Consider the following 22,368-nt stretch of genomic DNA (forward strand, 5'->3'; position numbering starts at 1 on the left):
TCCGATGGATTCCTTATCGGCGCTTGTCGTGAGCGCGTGGGTGGGGGAAGTCTCCTACCGTCTGGCTTGCAGAAGCGGGTCTTGTCCCTCCACCCCCGACAGGTTCCTACCCTAACGCCATACAAGCTGGTCTGGTAGATCGGCACGGCCACGGCCTTGGTGGTCGGGTCGGGGCTGTAGCCAGCGTGGATGGCCAGGGTTTCCGGTTTCATTGTTCGAGCGTCCTTGTGGCAGAAAGCCCCGAGGATGCTGGCGGCGCCCGGCCCCGGTCAATGACCGGGAGCAATGCTGGCCGGGCGCCGCTAGATCGCTTTTCGCTGAGCTTATAACCGCCTCAGGACGAGCAGCTGATCTCCAGGTGACGACCCCAGTCCGGCGGGCGCCGAGTGAAGACCTCGGCGTCTGGCTGCTCGTCGAAGGGTTTGCCGAGCACTTCGTGCAGGCGGCGCACCAGGCTGAAGTCGCCTTGCTCGGCGGCGCTAATGGCTTCCTGGGCAAGGTAGTTGCGCAGCACGTAGAGCGGGTTGACCGCGTGCATGCGGGCGCGGCGCTCGTCCTGGCTGCCGCCTTCGCGTTCGGTGCGGGCCAGGTAGTCGGCGGCCCAGGCGTCGAAACCGGCGAGGTCGACGAAGTCTTCCCGCACCACGGCGAGCGCCTGCTCCGGTGCCTGTTCGCCAAGGCGGCGGAAGAACAACGAGTAGTCCACGGCGCCTTTCTGCATGGTCTGCAGCAGGCGCTGCACCAGCTCCAGGTCGCCCTCTTCGGCAGTGGTGAGGCCGAGGCGGCGGCGCATCAGGTCCAGGTAGCTGGCCTGGTAGAGCGGCAGGAACAGGTCCAGCGTGGCGCGCAGGTCGTCCACTTCGACGAAGGGCGTCAGCGCCTGGCCGAGGGCGGCGAGGTTCCAGTGGGCGATGGGCACCTGGTTGCTGAAGGAGTAGCGGCCGGTGTCGTCGGAGTGGTTGCAGATGTGGTTGGCGTCGAAGTCATCGAGGAAGGCGTAGGGGCCGTAGTCGAAGGTGATGCCCAGGATCGACATGTTGTCGGTGTTCATCACCCCGTGGCAGAAGCCGTAGGTCTGCCAGTAGGCAATCATCTCGGCGTTGCGCTCGACCACTTCGCGGAAGAATGAGAGGTAGGGCTTCTCGTCATCCAGGCATTGCGGGTAGTACGACTGCAGGACGAACTCGCCGAGGGTGCGCAGCTGGTCTTCCTGCTTGGTGTAGTAGAAGTATTCGAAGTGGCCGAAGCGCACATGGCTGGGCGCCAGGCGCAGCAGCATGGCGCCGGTTTCCTTTGACTCGCGCCACACTGTGGTGCTGGAGCCGATGACGCACAGCGCACGGCTGCTGGGGATGCCCAGGGCGGCGAGGTACTCGCTGGCGAGGAATTCGCGGATCGACGAGCGCAGCACGGCGCGGCCATCGCCCATGCGCGAGTAGGGCGTCTGTCCGGCGCCTTTCAGGTGAAGGTCCCAGTGCTCGCCGGCCTCGTTCACCACTTCACCCAACAACAGGCCGCGGCCGTCGCCCAGGCGGGTGTTGTAGGAGCCGAACTGGTGCCCGGAATAGACCATCGCGCGCGGATCGGCTTCTTCCCAGAGCTTGTGGCCGGCGAAGATTTCCGCGAACAGCGGGGTGTCTGCCTCGCTCGGGTCGAGGTCGAGCAGGGCCATGGCGGCGGGGCTGGCGACGACCAGGCGCGGGTCGGCGATGGGATCGGGCAGGACCTGGGCGGAAAACACGTCGCCCAGGCGGGCGAAGCGGTTATCGAAGGTCAGTTCGTCGAGCTTTTTCACAGGCTAACTCCGGACAAGTCCGAGCATTGTGCTCGGACTTGTCCGAAGGCGTCCACCCTCAGGCCTTGTCGCCGCCGGGCTTGTCGGTGCCCTGGGGGCCGCTGATCTTCATTGGTGTGGCGGCGGGCTGCTGCCCGACGATGACCTGGGCTTCCTGGCCCTGGAAGTTCTTCAGGAACACGTCGACCTGGTTGAAGGCCATGTCGATGCCGGCTTCGCGGAAAGCCAGGGCGATGCGCGTGAGGGTCTCGTCCACCGCCGGGTTGCGGTCGCCCAGTTCGCGCACGTGGAAGCGCAGCTCGTAGTCGAAGGTGCTGGCGCTGATGGTGGTGAAGTACAGCACTGGTTCCGGGTCGCGCAGGATGCGGGTGTTGGCGTGGGCGGCGTCGAGCATGATCTTGCGCGCCAGGGGCAGGTCGCTCTCGTAGGCCAGGCCGATCTTGATGGTCACCCGCGTCACCGTATCGCTCAGCGACCAGTTCACCAACTGGCCGGTGATGAAGGTCTGGTTGGGGACGATGATTTCCTTGCGGTCGAAGTCGGTGATGGTGGTGGCGCGGATGCGGATCCGGCTGACGGTGCCGGACAGCGTGCCGATGGTCACCACGTCGCCGATCCGCACCGGGCGCTCGAAGAGGATGATCAGGCCGGAGACGAAGTTGGAGAAGATCGCCTGCAGGCCGAAGCCGAGGCCGACCGACAGCGCGGCCACCAGCCATTGCAGCTTGTCCCAGCTCACCCCGAGGGTGGACAGCGCGCTGACGAAGCCGATGCCGCTGATGGTGTAGGACAGCAGGGTGGTGATGGCGTAAGCGCTGCCCTGGGCCAGGGTCAGGCGTTGCAGCACCAGCACTTCGAGCAGGCCGGGCAGGTTGCGCGCCAGGGCGACTGTCACGGCGGCGATGACCAGCGCCATGAGGAAGTCGCTCAGGCTGATCGGCGTGGTGGACGCCGCGTCGCCAGTGCCGCTGGTGTACTGGTAGAGGGTCACATTATCGAGGTAGGAAACGACGCTGATCAGGTCGGCCCAGACCCAGTACAGGGTGACCACGAAGCCGATCAGCAGGCCCAGGCGGATCAGGCGCATGGATTGTTCGTTGATCTGCTCGATGCCCAGGGTCGGCTCTTCGATGACCTCCGTGCCCTCGATGCCTTCCTTGGGCGCGCTCTGGCGGTTCTTCAGGGCGCGCTGGTAGGCCAGGCGGCGGGCGGCGACGCCCATGCCGCGGACGAAGGTGGCTTCCACCACCATCCAGAACATCAGCAGGAACAGGGTGTCGATCAGGCGGTCGGTGAGCTTGAGCGCGGTGTAGTAGTAGCCGAAGCCCACGGCCAGGAACAGCGCCACCGGCAGGGCGGTGAAGCCCAGGCCGACGATCATCTTGATCATCGACGGGCGCTCGCTGGACGGGCTGTTGAACAGCAGCTGGGCGAGCAGCCAGGTCATGGCGCCGTAGCCGAACAGCACCACGGCAATGCCGATCACGTCATCGGCCAGCGAGGCCGGTGCGTGTTCGGCGACGGTGACCACCGCGACCAGCGACATCACCACCAGACCCAGTCGGCGCATCAGCTTGCCGAGGAACTGCACCTGCGGCTGGCTCCAGTGGAAGTGCCGCTCGGCGATGCCGCCCGGACGCAGGATGCGGTGCGCGGTGTAGAACACCAGCCAGACCTGCGCCATCTCCAGTAGCGCGCTGCCCAGGGTGGCGTTCTGTCCGCGGGCGTCGAGCAGCAGGGCGAGGCCGGCGATGGCCAGGGCCAGGGTGCCGGGCAGCGCCAGCAGTACGGCGAGCAGCAGGGCCAGCGGGGTGTGGGCCTGGCTGTCACGCTTGAAGTGGCCGATGTCGTCGTTCAGCGACTCCAGCTTGTCGTAGAGGAACTTGCGCTTCCACAGCAGGGCGGCGACCAGCAGGAGCAGCGGCAGGAACAGGAAGGGCCGGTCGATCAGGCCTTCGCCCAGCTCCTTCACCCCCGAGCCCCAGGGCACTTCGGCCAACTGGTGGTGCAGCAGGGTCGGGGTCATCTTGAACCACGACAGGTCCAGCGGGCGGTTGCTGGGAATCCAGAACATCTGCTCGTCGAGGGTGGCGCGCAGGCTGCTGCTGGTTTCCTTGAGCTGCTTCTGGTTCAGCTGCAGGGTGATGGCTTCGTTGAGTAGCGCGTTCAGCTCGTGGTTGAGGCGCTCCATCAGTTCCAGGCGGGTGTCGACCAGCTCGGCCAGGTCGTGGCGCAGCTGCGGGGTGATGCTTTCCTGCGATTGCTGGGCCAGCAGGTTGTCGATATAGACCTGGGTGTTGTTGATCTCGTCGCGCTTCTGGTTCAGCTCGAACTGGTACAGGCGCAGGTCAGCGATCTCGTCGGCGAGGTCCTGGTCGGTCTTGATGACAGGCAGCGACTGCTTCTGCTGGTAGAGGATCTTCGACAGCAGCAGGCTGCCGCGCAGCACGTTGATCTGCTCGTCGAGGGCTTGCTCGCCCTGGGTCAGGTTGTCCAGCTGCTGCTTGGTTTCCAGGTTGCGCCTGGTCAGGGTGTTGAGGCGATCTGTGGTGCGCAGCAGGTAGTCGGAAAGCTTGAGGTTGGCGGCGTTCTCCTGGCTGAGCAGGCTGTCGGTCCCGGCGGCCTGGTCGGCGTCCTTGGACAGCTCGGCGACGGTCTTCTCGGACTGCTCGCGGCGCTTGTCGCTGATCATCGCCTGCAGCTCGAGGGTTTCGCGCTCTTCGCGGCCGATGCGCTCGGCCAGCAGGTCGCGCTGGCTGGAGGCGAGGTCGAGCAGCAGGTTGTTGCCGGCCAGTTGCTTGCGCAGCAGCAGGTTCTGCGCGGTCAGTGCAGCCTGTTCGGCGAGCAGCTCATTACGGCGCTCGTCGGTCAGGGGCTTGGCGCCTTCCTTGCCAGCCTTGAGGGCGGTGCTGATCTCCAGCAGGCGCTCCTGGTTCTTGCTCAGGTCGGCCTGGGCGCGCTCGGGGCGGGTCTGCGCGGTGAGGATCTCGCTCTTGGCGTCGATCATCTCCTTCTGCCAGGAAGCCAGTTGAGTGGATTGCTCGTTGAGGAGCATTTCCAGCTGGGTGGCGTTGTAGCCGCCGTAGCGCTGGGCGGCGGGCTTGTCCGCGCTGCCCTTGAGGCGACTGAGGGCCTTCTGGTTCTCGCTGATCAGCTTGGGCGCATCGGCCAGGCGGCCGTTGAGCTCGCTGAGCTGCTTCTCGCTGTCATCCTTGGCCGCCAACAGCTTGAGGGTGTTCTCCAGGCTGGCCTTGAGCGGCTTGGCTTCGGCATCGCTGAGCTTGCGGTCGGCCAGACCGTCGAGGCTCTGCTGCACCTTCTCGGCGCTGGGGACGGTGGTATCGGCGGCCAGAGCGGGCAGGCCGGTGAGCGAGCCGCCCAGGAGGGCGGCAGTCAGGAGAGTACGCAGCAGGAATGACATGGTCGCGTTCAGCGGCTCGTGCAAAAAAGTGGAGTGAGGGTAGTTCTGGCAGGCCGGCACCCGCAAGCGGGTGCCGGTGGGCGGTCAGAGGAAGAGCCCGGGGCCGGGGCGGCCTTCGGGAAATTTGACCCCGACCTTGCGGATCTTGTTCCCGTCCAGGGCGGCAACGGTCCAGGTCAGGCCGTTCCATTCCACCTGGTCACCGATGATCGCCTGACCGCCGATTTCGTGGGCGATGAAGCGGCCCAGGTTCTGTTCGCCATCCACGCCTTCGAGCTTGAGGCCGTAGAGCGAGGCCACGGCGGACAGCTGGGCGTCGCCCTCGAGGACGAAGTCGCCGAAGAAGCGCGCGCTCAGGCCGCGGTCCGGCGCCTGGCTGAACAGCTTGCCGAGCGCGGAGAGATCATGTTCGTGGCCGATCACGCAGAGGATGTCGTCCGCTTCGAGGATGGTACTGCCCGAGGGGTGCAGCAGTTGGGTGCCGCGGAACAGCGCGGCGATGCGGGTGCCCTCGGGCATCTTCAGTTCGCGCAGGGCGGCGCCGATGCACCACTTTTCCTTGCTCAGGTGATAGACGAACAGCTCCCACTCGCTGGTCGGGTGGACTTCCAGGCCGGCGCGGGAGATCGGCGCCGGGTCCGGCGGCACCACCACGCGCAGCAGCTTGGCCGCCCAGGGCAGGCTGGTGCCCTGCACCAGCAGCGAAACCAGCACGATGAAGAAGGCCACGTTGAAGAACAGCTGGGCGTTCGGCAACCCGGCCATCAACGGGAACACCGCAAGAATGATCGGTACGGCGCCGCGCAGGCCGACCCAGGCGATGAACGCCTTCTCGCGGGCATGGAAGGCGCGGAAGGGGAACAGGCCGACCAGCACCGACAGCGGGCGGGCGAAGAGAATCATCCACAGCGCCAGGCCCAGCGCGGGCAGGGCGATGGGCCACAGATCGTGGGGCGTGACCAGCAGGCCCAGCACCAGGAACATGCCGATCTGTGCCAGCCAGGCCATGCCGTCGAGCATATGCATGATGCCGTGGCGCGAGCGGATCGGCTGGTTGCCCAGCACCAGGCCGCACAGATAGATGGCGAGGATGCCGCTGCCGTGCACCGCGTTGGCCAGGGCGAAGATCAGCAGGCCGCCGCTGATCGCCAGCAGCGGGTAGAGGCCGTTGGCCAGGTGGATGCGGTTGATCACCTGCAGCAGCAGCCAGCCGCCGGCGAGGCCCAGGATGGAGCCGATGCCGAACTCGCGCAGGAAGTGCCAGAGGAAGCTCCAGGACAGACCGCTCTCGCCATGGGCGAGCATGTCGATGAGGGTGACGGTGAGGAACACCGCCATGGGGTCGTTGCTGCCCGATTCGATTTCCAGGGTGGCGGTGACCCGCTCGTTCAGGCCCTTGCCGCCCAGCAGCGAGAACACCGCCGCGGCGTCGGTGGAGCCGACGATGGCGCCAATCAGCAGGCCTTCCATCCAGCTCAGCTTGAACAGCCAGGCGGCGGCAATGCCGGTGAGGCCGGCCGTGATCAGCACCCCGGCAGTGGCCAGCGACAACGCTGGCCAGAGGGCGACGCGGAAGCTGGACACCCGCGTGCGCAGACCGCCATCGAGGAGGATCACCGCCAGTGCCAGGTTACCCACCAGGTAGGCCATGGGGTAGTTGGAGAAGCCGATGCCGCCGGGGCCGTCGGTCCCTGCGATCATCCCTACAGCGAGGAAGATGACCAGGATCGGGATGCCCAGGCGCGAGGACAGCGAGCTGACCAGGATGCTCATGCCGATCAGCACCGCAGCGATCAGGAAATAGCTGTTGATGGCCACGGCATCCAAGGTGTCGACCTCCTGGGGAATGGGGGGTGGCGACGCTACTCAAGGATCAGGATGCAGGCCGCATGCCAATCGATTCTAACCTGCGGATTTACAAGGCTGTCAAAGGTTTGTTGCGGACCGTGCAGCGGCGCTTTCCGGCCACGGCCCGCGGGTGGCCCAGGTGGGAACCAGACTCGGCGAGGCCAGCTCGTCGGGCGCCCAGGCGACGGCCTCGTCCAGGGGCGGCCGGACGGCTTCGAGGCAGGCCAGGCGGTCGCGCTGCAAGGTGGTGCGGGCCTTGCTCATCTCGCCAGCGCTGTTCGCTGCGCCGCTGGCGGCGCGGATCTGCGTGTGCCAGAGATGGCGGGCCGAGCTGCCTGTCGCGCCGCAGCTGCCCAGCGGGTCGTAGTAGGACGAGCCGAACTGGGCGTAGCCGGCGTTGACCAGGGCGTTGAAGTAGCGGCTCTGCGAGGCGATCGACTTGCCATCGCCGTCGCGCAGCACCTCGAGGCCATTGGCCATGGCCTTGTCGATGCTCAGCAGGAAGTCGTCGGCGTGCTGGAAGGCTTCCGCGCTGGGGGCGCTGAAGATGGGCTGCGCATTCAGCGACAAGGCTGCGTTGCTGAGGGAAGCATCCTTGGGCAGGGCGTCTGCCGGGCCGGTGTTGAACAGGCAAAGCACCAGGCCCAGCGCCGTCGTGACGGCGAGCAGCGGCAACAATTGAAGGAAACGCTGTGAGGCGATAGCGGGGAAAGAGGTATAGGTGGCCATGGTCATGAAGGCGAAAAGTTGCGCGGGCGCCATTCAACGGCAAATGGCCCTGGCTTCTCTGTCAGCCTGGTCAGGTGTTGGTGTCTGAAAATTCCTTCAATTCAATCGGCAGCTCTGCTGCGTCGCGGCGGTTTATCCGCGGGCATAAAAAAGCCCCGGACGTGACCGGGGCGCAAGAGTCATGCAGGAACCTAGAACCAAGCGTCCTGCATGGTGGAACAGGTATCGTCGCGGGCTTCGAGAAGCGTCAGGTCATGGTGGCAGGACGGCACTTCCCAGGTCAGGAAGTATCGCGCGGCCTGCAGCTTGCCGCGGTAGAAGTCGGTGTCGGCAGCGTTGCCGGCTGCCAACCCTTCCTCGGCGCGAATCGCCTGCTCCAGCCAGCGCCAGCCGATCACGGCGTGGCCGAAGACCTTCAGGTACAGCGCCGAGTTGGCCAGCCCCTGCGCCACGCGGCCCTGCATCAGGTCGCCGAGCAGGCTCAGGGTGGTGGCGGACAGGCGCGCCATCAGTTGCTCCAGCGGTTCGCGCAGCTTGTCCAGCGACGGGTGCGCGCTGGCGCGCTCGCAGCACTGGCTGATCAGGCGGGTCAGCTGCTTGAGGCCGGCGCCGTTGTTCTGCGCCAGCTTGCGGCCGAGCAGGTCCAGCGACTGGATGCCATGGGTGCCTTCGTGGATCGGGTTGAGGCGGTTGTCGCGGTAGTACTGCTCCACCGGGTATTCGCGGGTGTAGCCGTGGCCGCCGAGGATCTGGATCGCCAGTTCGTTGGCCTTCAGGCAGAACTCCGAGGGCCAGGATTTGACGATCGGGGTGAGCAGGTCGAGCAGCTCGTGGGCCTGCTTGCGCTCTTCTTCGGTGGCCAGCGTCTCGCAGTCGTCGACCAGGCGTGCGGCGTACAGGCCGAGGTCGAAGGCGCCTTCGACATAGGCCTTCTGGGTCAGCAGCATGCGCCGCACGTCGGTGTGCTCGATGATCGATACCGGCGCGGAGGTCGGATCCTTGGCGTCCACCGGGCGGCCCTGCGGGCGTTCGCGGGCGTACTCCAGGGAATACAGGTAGCCGGCGTAGCCGAGCATGATGGCGCCCATGCCAACGCCAATGCGCGCCTCGTTCATCATCTGGAACATGTAGGCCAGGCCCTGGTGCGGCTTGCCGACTAGATAGCCGACGCACTCGCCCTTATCACCGAAGTTGAGGGCAGTGGAGGTGGTGCCGCGCCAGCCCATCTTGTGGAACAGGCCGGCCAGCGTCACGTCGTTGCGCGCGCCGAGGGAGCCGTCTTCGTTGACCAGGAACTTGGGCACGATGAACAGGCTGATGCCCTTCACGCCGGGCGGGGCGTCCGGCAGCTTGGCCAGCACCATGTGGACGATGTTCTCCGACAGCGGGTGGTCGCCGCCGGAGATGAAGATCTTGTTGCCCTTGATCCGGAAGCTGCCATCGGCGGCCGGCTCCGCGCGGGTGCGGATGTCGGCCAGGGACGAGCCGGCGTGGGGCTCGGTCAGGGCCATGGTGCCGAACCAGCGGCCTTCGATCATCGGCTGGAGGAACAGGCGTTTCTGTTCTTCGCAGCCGAAGGTCTCGATCAGGTGGCTGGAGCCCATGCTCAGCATCGGGTAGGACGAGGTGGCGATGTTGGCCGACTGGAAGTGCGCGAAGCAGGCGCGCGACAGCAGGTGCGGCAGCTGCATGCCGCCTTGTTCGAAGCTGCGCGAGGCGTTCTGGAAGCCGGCCTCGTTGAAGGCGTCTACCGCCGGCTTCACTTCCGGGATAAGCACCGCGCCGCCGTCGACGTACTGCGGTTCGTTCTCGTCGTTCTTGCGGTTGTGCGGGGCGAACAGCTCCTCGGCGATGCCGCGGGCGGTGCCCAGGGCGGCGTCGAAGGTCTCGCGGTTATGGTCGGCGAAGCGTTCGCGCTGGGTCAGGGCCTCGGCGTCGAGCACTTCGTAGAGTTCGAAAGCGAGGTTGCGGGAGCTGAGCAGGGTCTCGGACATGGATCGACCTCCGTGGGTATCGGCGCAGTCTAGTCTGGTGAATGAAGCGCGCACAGAATCATCCATGAGCGTGATAAAGGGCTAAAACGCCCGGCCTCCCGGCGGGCCCCGGCGACGGCGGACTCGCACCGCACCCGCCCCAGGACCTAAACTGCGCGCCTTGAGGAGCCTGCTATCGATGAACTACCGCCACGCCTACCACGCCGGCAACCATGCCGACGTGCTGAAACACATCGTCCTTGCCCGCATCTTCGCGCTGATGGCGCGCAAGGACACGCCGTTCGCCTACCTCGACAGCCATTCCGGCATCGGCCTGTACGACCTGCTGGGCGACGAAGCCAGCCGCACCGGCGAGTGGGAATCGGGCATCGGTCGCCTGTATGAGCGCGATGACCTGCCGGAACTGCTGCAGGATTACCTGGGCGTCGTCCGCGCGTTGAATCCCGATGGTGGCCTGGAGTTCTACCCAGGCTCCCCGGAGCTGGCGCGTCGCCTGACCCGCCCGCAGGACCGGGTGATGCTCAACGAGCTGCATCCGGAAGACGGTCGCCTGCTCAAGGCCAACATGGCCGGCGAGCGCCGCATTTCAGTACACCAGGGCGACGGCTGGCTGCTGCCCCGTGCCTTCCTGCCCGTTTCCGAGAAGCGCGGCGTGCTGCTGATCGACCCGCCCTTCGAGCAGCCGGATGATCTGGAGCGTTGCGTGACCGCGCTGGACGAGGCCATCGGCCGCATGCGCCAGACCGTGGTTGCCATCTGGTACCCGATCAAGGACCGCCGCCAGCTCAAGCGTTTCTATCAGCGCCTGGAGAAAAGCTCGGCGCCGAAGATGCTGCGCGTGGAGCTGTGCGTGCACCCGGCCGATACGGCGGATCGCCTGAATGGCTCCGGGCTGGTCATCGCCAACCCGCCGTGGCCGCTGGATGAAGAGCTGCGCGGCTTGCTGCCGTGGCTGGCGGAGACGCTGGCGCAGAGCGAAGGCAGCAGCCAGGTGGACTGGCTGATCGCCGAATGAAAAAGCCCCGGCAGTGCCGGGGGCTTTTTCATGATGCCGAGGAATGGTGCGGGGGCGAGCCGATCGCGGACGGAGTCAGCTCCTACGAGATATATCTGCGCCCGGGTTGGCCCTCACCCTAACCCTCTCCCAGGGGGAGAGGGGACCGTTCGGTGCAGGATGGAACTACAGCATCAGCCGGTACAGTCTGCTCCCTCTCCCTATGGGAGAGGGCTGGGGTGAGGGGGAGGCATCGGCACGGACTCCCCAGAAGAAGTCAGTTGCTGCTACGGGAGCAGGTTCACGCCGGCAGGCAGACGCCCGTGCCGCCCAGGCCGCAGTAGCCGTTGGGGTTCTTCGCCAGGTACTGCTGGTGATAAGCCTCGGCGTAGTAGAACGGCGGCACTTCGCGGATTTCCGTGGTGATCTCGCCGTAGCCCTTGGCGCTCAGTTCCTTCTGGAAGGCGGCTCGGCTGGCGTCGATAGCGGCTTTCTGTGCCTGGTCGAACCAGTAGATCACCGAGCGGTACTGGGTGCCGGTGTCGTTGCCTTGGCGCATGCCCTGGGTCGGATCGTGGGATTCCCAGAACACTTTCAGCAACGCCTCGATGCTGGTTTCGCGTGGGTCATATGCCACCAGTACCACTTCGCTGTGGCCGGTCAGGCCGGAGCAGACTTCGTCGTAGGTCGGGTTCGGCGTGTAGCCGCCCGCATAGCCCACCGCGGTGACCCACACGCCGGGCTGTTGCCAGAAGCGCCGCTCGGCACCCCAGAAACAACCCAGGCCGACAACGATCTGCTGTACGCCGGCGGGGAAGGGCGCGGTCAGCGGGCGGCCATTGACGTAATGCGCTTCGGGCACCGGCATCGGGCTTTCGCGCCCCGGCAGGGCCTGGGCGGAGCTGGGCAGTTCCAGCTTGTGGGCAAGAATTTGCGAGCGCAGGGTCATGGCATTCGTCTCCTCTGAATAGGGGCGGCAATAGACTCGGGTAGTCGCCGAAGATTACAGCGTTTTTTCCGGGAGCGGGGATGGCTGCGGGCACGCTGTGCCAGCGCGGCTCAGTGCGGGCGGCAGGGGTAGCGCTGCAGGCTGGAGGAGAGGTCGTGGCTGGGGATGGGTTTGTCGAACAGGTAGCCCTGGCCGATGTCGCAGCGGTTGCGCCGCAGGAAGGCCAGCTGGGCGGCGGTCTCGACGCCTTCGGCGACCACCTGCAGCTTGAGGTTGTGGGCCATGGCGATCACCGCCGAGGTGATTTCCATGTCGTCCTGGTTGTCCGGGATGTCCTTGATGAAGCTGCGATCGATCTTGATCACGTCGATGGGGAATTTCTTCAGGTAGCTCAGCGACGAGTAGCCGGTGCCGAAGTCATCCATGGCCAGGGTCAGGCCGAGGCTCTTCAGGCGCTCCAGCTGCTGGCGGGTGTCGTCGGTGGCATCCAGCAGCAGGCTTTCAGTGAGCTCGAGCTCGAGCTGGCTGGCCGGGATGCTTTCCTCGTGGAGGATCGCGGCGATGGAGCCGACCAGGTCCGGATCGCTGAACTGCTTGGGCGACAGGTTGATCGCCATGTGCAGGTCGCCCAGGCCCTTGGCGGCCAGTTCGCGCACCTGGCGGCAGGCCTGGCGGATCACCCACTTGCCGATGGGGATGATCAGCCCGGTTTCCTCGGCGACGCTGATGAACTGGTCCGGGCGGATCATGCCCTTCTCCGGGTGCTGCCAGCGCAGCAGTGCTTCCAGGCCGAGTAGCGCGCCACTGCGCAGGCACAGCTTGGGCTGGTAGTGCACCGCCAGTTCGTCCTGCACCAGTGCGCGGCGCAGGTTGCTCTCGACGAACAGCTTGTAGCTGGCCTCGGCGGTCATCGCTTCGGTGAAGGTCTGCACCTGGTGCTTGCCGTTGGCCTTGGCCTTGTGCAGCGCCAGGCCGGCATGCTTCATCAGGGTCTGCGGGTCCTGTCCGTGCTGCGGCGCGTAGGCGATGCCCACGGAGCCGGTGATGCTGATCAGCTGGTTGTCGACGAACAGCGGCTTGTCGAGCACGTCGAGGATCTGCGCGGCGATCTTCTCGCCACGGCCGGCCACGGACTCCTCCAGCAGCACGGCGAATTCGTTGCTGGCGAAGCGCGCCAGGGTGGCGCTGTCGCTCAGGCTGCTGCGCAGGCGGCGGGCAAGGTTGGCCAGTAGCTTGTCGCCGGTCTGGTGGCCGAGGCTGTCGTTGATTCGCTTGAAGTTGTCGATGTCCACCAGCAGTAGGCTCAGCGAATGTTCGCTGCCCACCTGCAGGCGTTCTTCCAGGGCGTTGATGAAGAAGTGCCGGTTGGCCAGGCCCGTGAGGTTGTCGCGGTAGGCGAGCTTCTCGATGTGCTGCTGGGCCAGCTTGCTCTGGGTGATGTCTTCGTAGATGCCGATGTAGTGCGTCAGCTCGCCCTTGTCGTCGTAGACCTTGGACAGCGACAGCTGGCCCCAGTAAGGCTCGAGGTTCTTGCGCCGGCTGCGGAACTCGCCCTGCCAGCTGTTCTGCGTGACCAGGGTGGAGCGCGCGTCGAACAGCAGCTCGCTGAGGTTCGCCAGCGCCGGCAGCTCCGGCAGGCGCCGGCCGCGCACTTCGTCGGCACCGTATTGGGTAATCGCGGTGAAGCTTGGATTGACGTATTCCACCAGGCCGTCGCGGTCGATCAGCAGGAAGGCGCTGGCGCTCTGCTCGACGGCGCGCTGGAACAGGTGCAGGGCGCTGGAGACGTTGCGCCGCTCGTGATTCATCAGCACCTGGGCGTACTGGTCGGCTAGTTCGCCAGCAAAGGCGATCTCGTCGCTCTGCCACATGCGCACTTCGCCGACGTGTTCCAGGCAGAGCACGCCGACCACTTCGCCGCCGACGCGGATGGTGGCGTCGAGCATGGCGCTGATGCCCTGCGGGCGCAGGTAGCGCTTGGCCAGTTCCTGGGTGCGCGGGTCCTGCTGGGCGTTGTGGGCGTCGATGGCGCGGCCGCTGTGCACCGCGTCGAGGTAGTTGGGGAAGTGGCTGGCGTCGATGTCCTGTGGCTTTTCGTACTGGTCGGTGTCGCGGCGGTAGATAGTCACCGCTTCCAGGCGGTGGTCGGTGTGCAGGCGCCAGATGCCGGCACGGGCCACGTCATAGGCCTCGCAGGCCGCCTGGGCGATCAGCTGGGCCGCTTCAAGCAGCGGGTCGCTGGATAGGTAGCGGTGCCGCGCCAGGCGCACGATCAGGTTCTGCTGGGTGCGCGAACGCACCAGATGCTGCAGGTGTTCGTCCTGGGAGCGCTGGTACATCTCCAGGGACATCTTCAGGCGGATGTTCTGGGCTTCCAGGTCCAGCAGGCGCGGGTCCAGCTCGGTGCTCTGCTCGTTGCCCTCGTCCTGCAGGATGTAGCCGTGGAGCAGTTGGCGACCGTGCTGCTGGAAGCTTTCGCCGACCTCCAGCACGTTCAGCGTGCCGCGCGGCGAGTGGAGCAGGTAGCGCACCCGGTAACGGCCGTCCTTGAGCAGTTGCTGCTGCACCTGCTCATGCAGGCGATGGCGCGCTTCGGGCTCCATCAGGCTGGCGTAGGGGGCGTCGAGGATGCCGCAGAGGTCCTGGGCCGGCACGCCGATCTGGCGTTCGCAACCGGGGTCCAGGAACAGCAGGGTCCAGCTCGGTTCGTTCAGACGCTCGAAGCGCAGCATCCCAAGCCTCGAAGGGACGGGAAGCTGCGTGACAACCTCGGCCGCCTGACGGCTGGCGGCATCGGGATGACTCTTCATGCGCGGGAGATTTCCAGGGTGCTGGACGAGGTACATGGCCCCGCCCGACTTCTATGGGCGTTGGCAAGATTTGCATGAGGCACGGGGCCATGACAAGCCAAGACTGTATCGGCCGTCACAGAGCTAAGTTGAGGCAGTGCCGGGAGCGGGGCGTGACCGCCGGTCCGGACAAAAAGAAGCCCCGCCATCCGGCAGGGCTGGAGAGAACGAGCGTGGCGTGCTCGTCGAGAGGAAGGGGCAGGCTGGGCCTGCCCTGTACAACACTTACAGCTGCCGCACTTACAGGAGCAGGGTGCGGATGTCGCCCAGCAGGTCGGACAGGCGCTTGGTGTAGCGCGCGGCGGCCGCCCCGTTGATCACGCGGTGATCGTAGGACAGCGACAGCGGCAGCATCAGGCGCGGCTGGAAGGCCTTGCCGTCCCAGACCGGCTGCATGGTTGCCTTGCTGACACCCAGGATCGCCACTTCCGGCGCGTTGACGATCGGCGTGAAGCCGGTGCCGCCAATGTGGCCGAGGCTGGAGATGGTGAAGCAGGCGCCCTGCATAGCATCGGCGGAGAGCTTCTTGGTGCGCGCTTTCTCGGCCAGTTCGGCGGCTTCGGCGGCGAGCTGCAGGAGGCTCTTCTGATCGACGTTCTTGATCACAGGGACCAGCAGACCGTCCGGCGTGTCCACGGCAAAGCCGATGTTCACGTACTTTTTGCGGATCAGCGCCTTGCCGCTGGGGGCCAGCGAGCTGTTGAAGTCCGGCATTTCCTTGAGCAGGTGGGCGCAGGCCTTCAGCAGGATCGGCAGAACGGTCAGCTTGACGCCGGCCTTCTCCGCGACGGCTTTCTGGGCCACGCGGAAGGCTTCCATCTCGGTGATGTCGGCCGAGTCGAACTGGGTCACGTGCGGCACGTTCAGCCAGCTGCGGTGCAGGTTGGCGGCGCCGACCTGCATCAGGCGGGTCATGGCCACTTCTTCCACTTCGCCGAACTTGCTGAAGTCGACTTCCGGGATCGGCGGGATACCCGCACCACCGCTGGCGCCAGCCGGCGCGCCGGATTTGGCGCGTTGCAGTTGCTCCTTGACGAACGCCTGCACGTCTTCTTTCAGGATGCGGCCTTTCGGACCGGTGCCTTTGACTTCACCCAGCTCGACGCCGAACTCGCGGGCGACCATGCGCACTGCGGGGCCTGCGTGGACTTTGGTGCCGTCACGGCTGGGCGCGCCCACCGGCGCGGCTTCCGGTGCCTTGGCAGGAGCCGCGGCAGCCGGTGCGGGAGCTGCAGCAGGAGCGGCAGCGGCCGGAGCAGCAGCCGGAGCTTCGGCAGCGGCCGGGGCAGCAGCACCCGCGACCTTGAGCTTTAGGATCAGGTCGCCGGTGCCAACTTCGTCACCGACCTTGATCGACACGCTCTCCACCACGCCGGAAGCCGGCGAGGGGATTTCCATGCTGGCCTTGTCCGATTCCAGGGTGATCAGCGACTGGTCGGCTTCGACTGTGTCGCCGGCTTTCACCATGACTTCGATGACGTTGGCCTTGCCGGCCGAACCGATGTCCGGGACGTGGATATCCTGGACGCTGGCACCAGCGGCAGGCGCGGCAGCCGGCGCCGGAGCAGCGGTCGGAGCCTCTGCTTTCGGAGCCTCGGCGGCCGGGGCCTGGGCTTCGGCCTTGGGCGCAACGGCCTCCGCCGAACCACCCTCGACTTCCAGCTCGAGAATCTCGTCGCCTTCCTTCAGGGTGTCGCCCACCTTGACCTTCAGACTCTTCACCACGCCCGCTTTCGGCGAGGGGATTTCCATGCTGGCCTTGTCGGATTCCAGGGTCAGCAGGCTCTGGTCGGCCTCGACGGTGTCGCCGACCTTGACCAGCAGTTCGATGACTTCACCCTGACCATTGCCGATGTCGGGTACACGAATCAGTTCGCTCATCGTGCCTCTCCTCAGCAGTCCAGCGGGTTGCGTTTTTCGGGGTTGATGCCGAACTTGGCGATGGCTTCCGCCACGACCTTGGGTTCGATATCACCGCGATCGGCCAGGGCTTCCAGCGCGGCCAGCACGACCCAGTGGCGGTCGACTTCGAAGAAGTCGCGCAGCTTGCGGCGGCTGTCGCTGCGGCCGAAGCCGTCGGTGCCCAGGACCTTGAATTCCTTGCTCGGAACCCACTGGCGGATCTGCTCGGCGTAGAGCTTCATGTAGTCGGTGGAGGCGATCACCGGGCCCTTGCGGCCGGAGAGGCACTCTTCGACGTAGCTCTGCTTCGGCTTCTGGCCCGGGTGCAGGCGGTTCCAGCGCTCCACGGCGAGGCCGTCGCGGCGCAGTTCGTTGAAGCTCGGAACGGACCAGACATCGGCGCCGATGCCGAAGTCCTCGCGCAGGATCTTCGCGGCGGCTTCGACTTCGCGCAGGATGGTGCCCGAACCCAGCAGCTGCACGTGATGCGCGGCGTCCTTCTTGTCCTCATCGAGCAGGTACATGCCCTTGATGATGCCTTCCTCGGCGCCCTTGGGCATGGCCGGCTGGACGTAGTTCTCGTTCATCACGGTGATGTAATAGAAGATGTCCTGCTGCTCTTCGATCATCTGGCGCGAGCCTTCGCGGATGATCACTGCCAGCTCGTAGGCATAGGTCGGATCGTAGGTGCGGCAGTTCGGGATGGTCGCTGCCAGCAGGTGGCTGTGACCGTCTTCGTGCTGCAGGCCTTCACCGTTCAGGGTGGTACGGCCGGCGGTGCCGCCGATCAGGAAGCCGTGCGCGCGGCTGTCGCCAGCGGCCCAGGCCAGGTCGCCGATACGCTGGAAGCCGAACATCGAGTAGAAGATGTAGAACGGCAGCATCGGCTGGTTGTGCGTGGAGTACGAGGTACCCGCGGCGATCCAGCTGGACATGGCGCCGGCTTCGTTGATGCCTTCCTCTAGGATCTGACCTTTCTTGTCCTCGCGGTAGAACATCACCTGGTCCTTATCCACCGGCTCGTACAGCTGGCCGACGGAGGAGTAGATGCCCAGCTGGCGGAACATGCCTTCCATACCGAAGGTACGGGCTTCGTCCGGCACGATCGGGACGATGCGCGGGCCGAGTTCCTTGTCCTTGACCAGCTGCGAGATGATCCGCACGAAGGCCATGGTGGTGGAGATTTCGCGGTCGCCCGAGCCGTCGAGCATGGCCTTGAGGGTTTCCAGCGGGGGAACCGGGACCTGGAAGCTCTTCTCGCGGCGAACCGGCATCACGCCGCCCAGCGCGGCACGGCGGTTGGCCAGGTACTTGGCTTCGGCGCTGCCTTCTTCGGGACGGTAGAACGGCAGGTTTTCCAGGTCGGCATCCTTGATTGGGATGTCGAACTTGTCGCGGAACGACTTCAGGGACTCGACGTCGACCTTCTTGACGTTGTGCGCGATGTTCTTCGCTTCGCCCGAACCGGTGCCGTAGCCCTTGATGGTCTTGGCCAGGATGACGGTCGGCTGGCCTTTGTGGTTGACCGCCTGGTGGTAGGCCGCATAGACCTTGTAGGGGTCGTGGCCGCCGCGGTTGAGTTTCCAGATTTCTTCGTCGGAGAGGTCCTTGACCATCTCCAGCAGCTCCGGACGCGCACCGAAGAAGTGCTCACGCACGTAGGCGCCGTCTTTGGCCTTGTAGTTCTGGTATTCGCCATCGATGACCTCGTCCATGCGCTGCTGCAGCAGGCCGGCGGTGTCCTTGGCGAACAGCGGGTCCCAGAAGCGGCCCCAGACCACCTTGTTGACGTTCCACTCGGCGCCACGGAATACGCCTTCGAGTTCCTGGATGATCTTGCCGTTGCCGCGAACCGGGCCGTCGAGGCGCTGCAGGTTGCAGTTGATGACGAAGATCAGGTTGTCCAGCTTCTCGCGGCCGGCCAGGGAGATTGCGCCCAGGGATTCGGGCTCGTCACACTCGCCGTCGCCCATGAAGCACCAGACCTTCTGCTTGCCGGCAGGGATGAAGCCGCGGCTTTCCAGGTACTTCATGAAGCGCGCCTGGTAGATCGCCTGGATCGGGCCCAGACCCATGGATACGGTCGGGAACTGCCAGAAGTCCGGCATCAGCCAGGGGTGCGGGTAGGAAGACAGGCCGTTGCCGTCCACTTCCTGGCGGAAGTTGTTCAGCTGGTCTTCGCTGATGCGGCCTTCGAGGAAGGCGCGGGCGTAGACGCCGGGGGAGGCGTGGCCCTGGAAGAACACCAGGTCGCCGCCGTGTTCTTCGGTCGGGGCCTGGAAGAAGTAGTTGAAGCCAACGTCATACAGGGTCGCCGAGGAGGCGAAGGAGGAGATGTGGCCACCCAGATCCGGGTCGTTCTTGTTGGCCTTCATCACCATCGCCAAGGCATTCCAGCGCACCAGGGAGCGGATGCGGCGTTCCATGAACAGGTCGCCGGGCATGCGGGCTTCGTGGGTGACCGGGATGCTGTTGCGGTAAGGCGTGGTGATCGCGTAGGGCAGTTGGGTGCCGGACCGGCTGGCCAACTCGCCCATACGGGTCATCAGGTAATGGGCGCGGTCTTCACCTTCACGGTCCAGGACCGATTCCAGGGCGTCCAGCCATTCCTGGGTTTCGACGGGATCGAGGTCTTGCATGGCTTGCTCCAGGGCGGAAAGGCTTCCAGAATCGGAAGCCAGTAGATCGTTGCCGACAGCTGCGCCAACCTCGTGGGCGACGCGGCGAATTCTTGGAAGTGCACCGGGGGTACGCCCGGCGGGTTGTAGTTTTACTACAAATCGCTAGCGGATACATCCCTCCGCCAGAAAAAGTTAGTAGTAAAACTACAGGGGCGCGAAAAGACAGGAATGCCGGCGCCTCGCCGACCACTCAGGATAGACCATGAGCCTGCCGTCCCTGGCCGCTTTGCCGGCTACTCTCAAGCCTCTCGCCGAGCGCGCTGAGCAGAATTTCCGCACCGCCATCGCCACGCTTTCCCCCGAGCAGATCGAAAGCTTCGACAGCTGGTCCGACGAGCGGCATGCCGATTTCGCTCGCGTCACCGCCGGCAGCGATTTCGTCGCCGAGCAGGTCCAGCGCGATCCTGCCTTTCTATTGGCGCTGGCAGCGACCGGTGAGCTGGAGCGTGCCTTGCAACCCGGCGAGATGGGCGCGCAGCTGGAAGCGCTGCTCGCCGACTGCGCTGACGAAGACGAACTGGGCCGCCGCCTGCGTCGCTTCCGCCGGCGTCAGCAGATGCGCATCATCTGGCGCGACCTGACCCGCCGCAGCGACCTGGCCGGCACCTGCCGCGACCTGTCGGACCTCGCCGACGCCTGCATCGACCAGTCCCTGGCCTGGCTCTACCAGCGCCACTGCCAGCAGTTCGGCGTGCCCATCGGCAATCGCTCCGGCCTGCCGCAGAAGATGATCGTGCTGGGCATGGGCAAGCTGGGGGCGGGCGAACTGAACCTGTCCTCCGACATCGACCTGATCTTCGGCTACCCCGAGGGGGGCGAGACCCAGGGCGCCAAGCGCGCGCTGGATAACCAGGAGTTCTTCACCCGTCTGGGGCAGAAGCTCATCAAGTCGCTGGACGCCATCACCGTCGAGGGCTTCGCCTTCCGCGTCGACATGCGCCTGCGCCCCTACGGCTCCAGCGGCCCACTGGTGCACAGCTTTGCCGCGCTGGAGCAGTACTACCAGGACCAGGGCCGCGACTGGGAGCGTTACGCGATGATCAAGGCCCGCGTGGTCGGCGGCGACCAGGAGGCCGGCCAGCGCCTGCTGGAATTGCTGCGTCCGTTCGTCTACCGGCGCTACCTGGACTTCTCCGCCATCGAGGCGCTGCGCACCATGAAGCAGCTGATCCAGCAGGAAGTCCGGCGCAAGGGCATGAGCGAGAACATCAAGCTGGGCGCCGGTGGCATCCGCGAAGTGGAATTCATCGCCCAGGCCTTCCAGCTGATCCACGGCGGTCGTGACCTCAGCCTGCAGCAGCGACCGCTGCTGCGCGTGCTGGCGATCCTTGAAGGGCAGGGCTACCTGCCGCCGCAGGTGGTCAGCGAGCTGCGCGAGGGTTACGAGTTCCTGCGCTACGCCGAGCACGCCTTGCAGGCCATCGCCGACCGGCAGACGCAGATGCTGCCCGAGGACGAATTCGAGCGTATTCGCGTCGCCTTCATCATGGGCTTCGCCAACTGGTCGGCCTTCCACCAGGCCACCAACCAGTGGCGCGATCGCATCGACTGGCACTTCCGCCAGGTCATCGCTGACCCGGACGAAGATGAAGAGGGTCAGGTGGATACCACCATTGGCGGCGAGTGGATTCCGCTGTGGGAAGAGGCAGTGGATGAAGAGTCCGCCTGCCGGCAGTTCGCCGATGCCGGGTTTGCCCAGCCGGCGGCGGCCTGGAAACGCCTGACCGATTTGCGCAATGGCCCGCAGGTGCGCGCCATGCAGCGCCTAGGTCGCGAGCGGCTGGATGCCTTCATGCCGCGCCTGCTGAACATGATCGCCGAGCGCGGTCCGGCGGATGTGTTGCTGGAGCGGGTGCTGCCGCTGATCGAGGCGGTGGCGCGGCGCTCGGCCTATCTCGTGCTGCTCACCGAGAACCCCGGCGCGCTGGAGCGCCTGCTGACGCTCTGCGCGGCCAGTCCGATGGTGGCCGAGCAGATCGCCCGCTTCCCCATCCTGCTCGACGAGCTATTGAATGAAGGGCGGCTGTTCCGTCCGCCGCAGGCTGCCGAACTAGGCGCCGAGTTGCGCGAGCGGCTGATGCGCATCCCCGAGGACGACCTCGAACAGCAGATGGAAACTCTGCGCCACTTCAAGCTGGCCCACGGTCTGCGCGTGGTGGCCTCGGAAATCGCCGGAACCCTGCCGCTGATGAAGGTCAGCGACTACCTGACCTGGCTGGCCGAGGCGATCCTCGAACAGGTGCTGAGCCTGACCTGGGACCAACTGGTGCAGCGCCACGGCCGCCCGACCCGCGTGGACGGCACTCCCTGCGATCCGGACTTCATCATCATTGGCTACGGCAAGTCCGGCGGCCTGGAACTGGGCCACGGTTCCGATCTGGACCTGGTGTTCATCCACGACGGTGACCCGCAGAGCGAGACCGACGGCGCCAAGCCCATCGACGGGGCGCAGTTCTACACGCGCCTAGGGCAGAAGATCATTCACTTCCTTACTGCGCAGACGCCCTCTGGCATGCTCTACGAGGTCGACATGCGCCTGCGCCCCAGCGGCGCCTCCGGCCTGCTGGTCAGTTCGCTGCGCGCCTTCGAGGCTTACCAGCTGGGCGAGGCCTGGACCTGGGAGCACCAGGCGCTGGTGCGCGCTCGCGTGCTCGCCGGCTGCAAGCGCGTGGCGGTGGCCTTCGAGGCGATCCGCGCGAAAGTGCTGGGCCAGCAACGCGATCTGCCGGAGTTGCGCAAGGAGGTCAGCGAGATGCGCGCGAAGATGCGCGACAACCTCGGCACCCCCAGCACTGTCGCCGGCACCGCGCCGAATGCCTTCGAGGCCGCGGCCCCGTTCGATCTCAAGCAGGATGCCGGTGGTATCGTCGATATCGAATTTATGGTGCAATACGCGGCCCTGGCCTGGTCGTGGCAGCACCCGGAGCTGGTGGAGTTCACCGACAATATCCGCATTCTGGAAGCGCTGGAGCGAGTCGGGTTGATGTCCGGCGAGGATGTCCTGAAGCTGCAGGACGCCTACAAGGCCTACCGGGCGGCGGCGCACCGATTGTCCCTACAGAAGCAGCCGGGCGTGGTGAGCGGCGACCACTTCCATGCGGAACGTCGCATGGTGATGCAGATGTGGAAGGCCTTCGAGCTGACCTGATTCGCTGCGATTTTCCATGAAATAGCCAGCATCCGGCGGGATGATGATCGCCGGAGCG

Annotated in this window: 11 protein-coding genes and 1 pseudogene; 2 read left to right on the plus strand and 10 right to left on the minus strand. The window is 65.7% G+C overall.

Annotation, left to right across the window (positions count from 1 at the left end; translation table 11 throughout):
• Positions 1-119 precede the first annotated feature (119 nt).
• The 6 genes and pseudogenes from IB274_RS29715 to IB274_RS19730 form a co-directional block, all read right to left on the minus strand.
• Positions 120-212: pseudogene (locus IB274_RS29715) on the minus strand (hypothetical protein); the annotation flags it as partial.
• Positions 213-334: 122 nt separating this feature from the next.
• Positions 335-1,795: a protein adenylyltransferase SelO gene (gene selO / locus IB274_RS19710; protein WP_192433944.1), complete on the minus strand. Its 1,461-nt coding sequence runs from the start codon at positions 1,793-1,795 to the stop codon at positions 335-337.
• A gap of 58 nt (positions 1,796-1,853) precedes the next feature.
• Positions 1,854-5,216 carry a mechanosensitive channel MscK gene (gene mscK, locus IB274_RS19715; RefSeq protein WP_192433946.1) on the minus strand — a complete coding sequence of 1,121 codons (3,363 nt, stop codon included), beginning with the start codon at positions 5,214-5,216 and terminating at the stop codon, positions 1,854-1,856.
• An 84-nt stretch (positions 5,217-5,300) separates the two neighbouring features.
• Complete coding sequence (locus tag IB274_RS19720; RefSeq protein WP_192433948.1) at positions 5,301-7,043, minus strand: potassium/proton antiporter; 1,743 nt, start codon at positions 7,041-7,043, stop codon at positions 5,301-5,303.
• Positions 7,044-7,142: 99 nt separating this feature from the next.
• On the minus strand, positions 7,143-7,826 hold the full coding sequence (locus IB274_RS19725) for a hypothetical protein (RefSeq protein WP_192433950.1): 684 nt from the start codon (positions 7,824-7,826) through the stop codon (positions 7,143-7,145).
• Between the two features lie 158 nt (positions 7,827-7,984).
• Positions 7,985-9,787, minus strand: coding sequence for an acyl-CoA dehydrogenase (locus IB274_RS19730; RefSeq protein WP_192433952.1), 1,803 nt, complete (start codon positions 9,785-9,787; stop codon positions 7,985-7,987).
• 178 nt (positions 9,788-9,965) lie between these two features.
• On the opposite strand from IB274_RS19730, the gene IB274_RS19735 reads away from it, so the two are divergent.
• Positions 9,966-10,802, plus strand: coding sequence for a 23S rRNA (adenine(2030)-N(6))-methyltransferase RlmJ (locus IB274_RS19735; RefSeq protein WP_192433954.1), 837 nt, complete (start codon positions 9,966-9,968; stop codon positions 10,800-10,802).
• 280 nt (positions 10,803-11,082) lie between these two features.
• Here IB274_RS19735 and msrA read toward each other — a convergent pair whose 3' ends face one another.
• From msrA to aceE, 4 genes are all read right to left on the minus strand, one after another.
• Entirely contained in the window at positions 11,083-11,730 is a 648-nt protein-coding gene (gene msrA / locus IB274_RS19740) for a peptide-methionine (S)-S-oxide reductase MsrA (RefSeq protein WP_192433956.1), read from the minus strand.
• Between the two features lie 110 nt (positions 11,731-11,840).
• The gene (locus tag IB274_RS19745) at positions 11,841-14,540 is read right to left on the minus strand and encodes a putative bifunctional diguanylate cyclase/phosphodiesterase (RefSeq protein ID WP_192433958.1); all 2,700 of its coding nucleotides are present in this window, start codon (positions 14,538-14,540) and stop codon (positions 11,841-11,843) included.
• 279 nt (positions 14,541-14,819) lie between these two features.
• Positions 14,820-16,460: a dihydrolipoyllysine-residue acetyltransferase gene (gene aceF, locus IB274_RS19750; RefSeq protein WP_192433960.1), complete on the minus strand. Its 1,641-nt coding sequence runs from the start codon at positions 16,458-16,460 to the stop codon at positions 14,820-14,822.
• Positions 16,461-16,471: 11 nt separating this feature from the next.
• The gene (aceE, locus tag IB274_RS19755) at positions 16,472-19,120 is read right to left on the minus strand and encodes a pyruvate dehydrogenase (acetyl-transferring), homodimeric type (protein ID WP_192433962.1); all 2,649 of its coding nucleotides are present in this window, start codon (positions 19,118-19,120) and stop codon (positions 16,472-16,474) included.
• Between the two features lie 244 nt (positions 19,121-19,364).
• On the opposite strand from aceE, the gene glnE reads away from it, so the two are divergent.
• Complete coding sequence (gene glnE, locus IB274_RS19760) at positions 19,365-22,310, plus strand: bifunctional [glutamate--ammonia ligase]-adenylyl-L-tyrosine phosphorylase/[glutamate--ammonia-ligase] adenylyltransferase (RefSeq protein ID WP_192433964.1); 2,946 nt, start codon at positions 19,365-19,367, stop codon at positions 22,308-22,310.
• The last annotated feature ends 58 nt before the right edge of the window (positions 22,311-22,368 follow it).

The organism is Pseudomonas sp. PDM18, from assembly GCF_014852585.1.
In the GTDB taxonomy this organism is placed as follows: Bacteria; Pseudomonadota; Gammaproteobacteria; order Pseudomonadales; family Pseudomonadaceae; genus Pseudomonas.

Coding starts and splice junctions, on each gene's coding strand:
- mscK (WP_192433946.1), bottom strand. CDS start 5,216: ATGTCATTCCTGCTGCGTACTCTCCTGACTGCCGCCCTCCTGGGCGGC.
- IB274_RS19725 (WP_192433950.1), bottom strand. CDS start 7,826: ATGGCGCCCGCGCAACTTTTCGCCTTCATGACCATGGCCACCTATACC.
- IB274_RS19730 (WP_192433952.1), bottom strand. CDS start 9,787: ATGTCCGAGACCCTGCTCAGCTCCCGCAACCTCGCTTTCGAACTCTAC.
- IB274_RS19735 (WP_192433954.1), top strand. CDS start 9,966: ATGAACTACCGCCACGCCTACCACGCCGGCAACCATGCCGACGTGCTG.
- msrA (WP_192433956.1), bottom strand. CDS start 11,730: ATGACCCTGCGCTCGCAAATTCTTGCCCACAAGCTGGAACTGCCCAGC.
- IB274_RS19745 (WP_192433958.1), bottom strand. CDS start 14,540: ATGAAGAGTCATCCCGATGCCGCCAGCCGTCAGGCGGCCGAGGTTGTC.
- aceF (WP_192433960.1), bottom strand. CDS start 16,460: ATGAGCGAACTGATTCGTGTACCCGACATCGGCAATGGTCAGGGTGAA.
- aceE (WP_192433962.1), bottom strand. CDS start 19,120: ATGCAAGACCTCGATCCCGTCGAAACCCAGGAATGGCTGGACGCCCTG.
- glnE (WP_192433964.1), top strand. CDS start 19,365: ATGAGCCTGCCGTCCCTGGCCGCTTTGCCGGCTACTCTCAAGCCTCTC.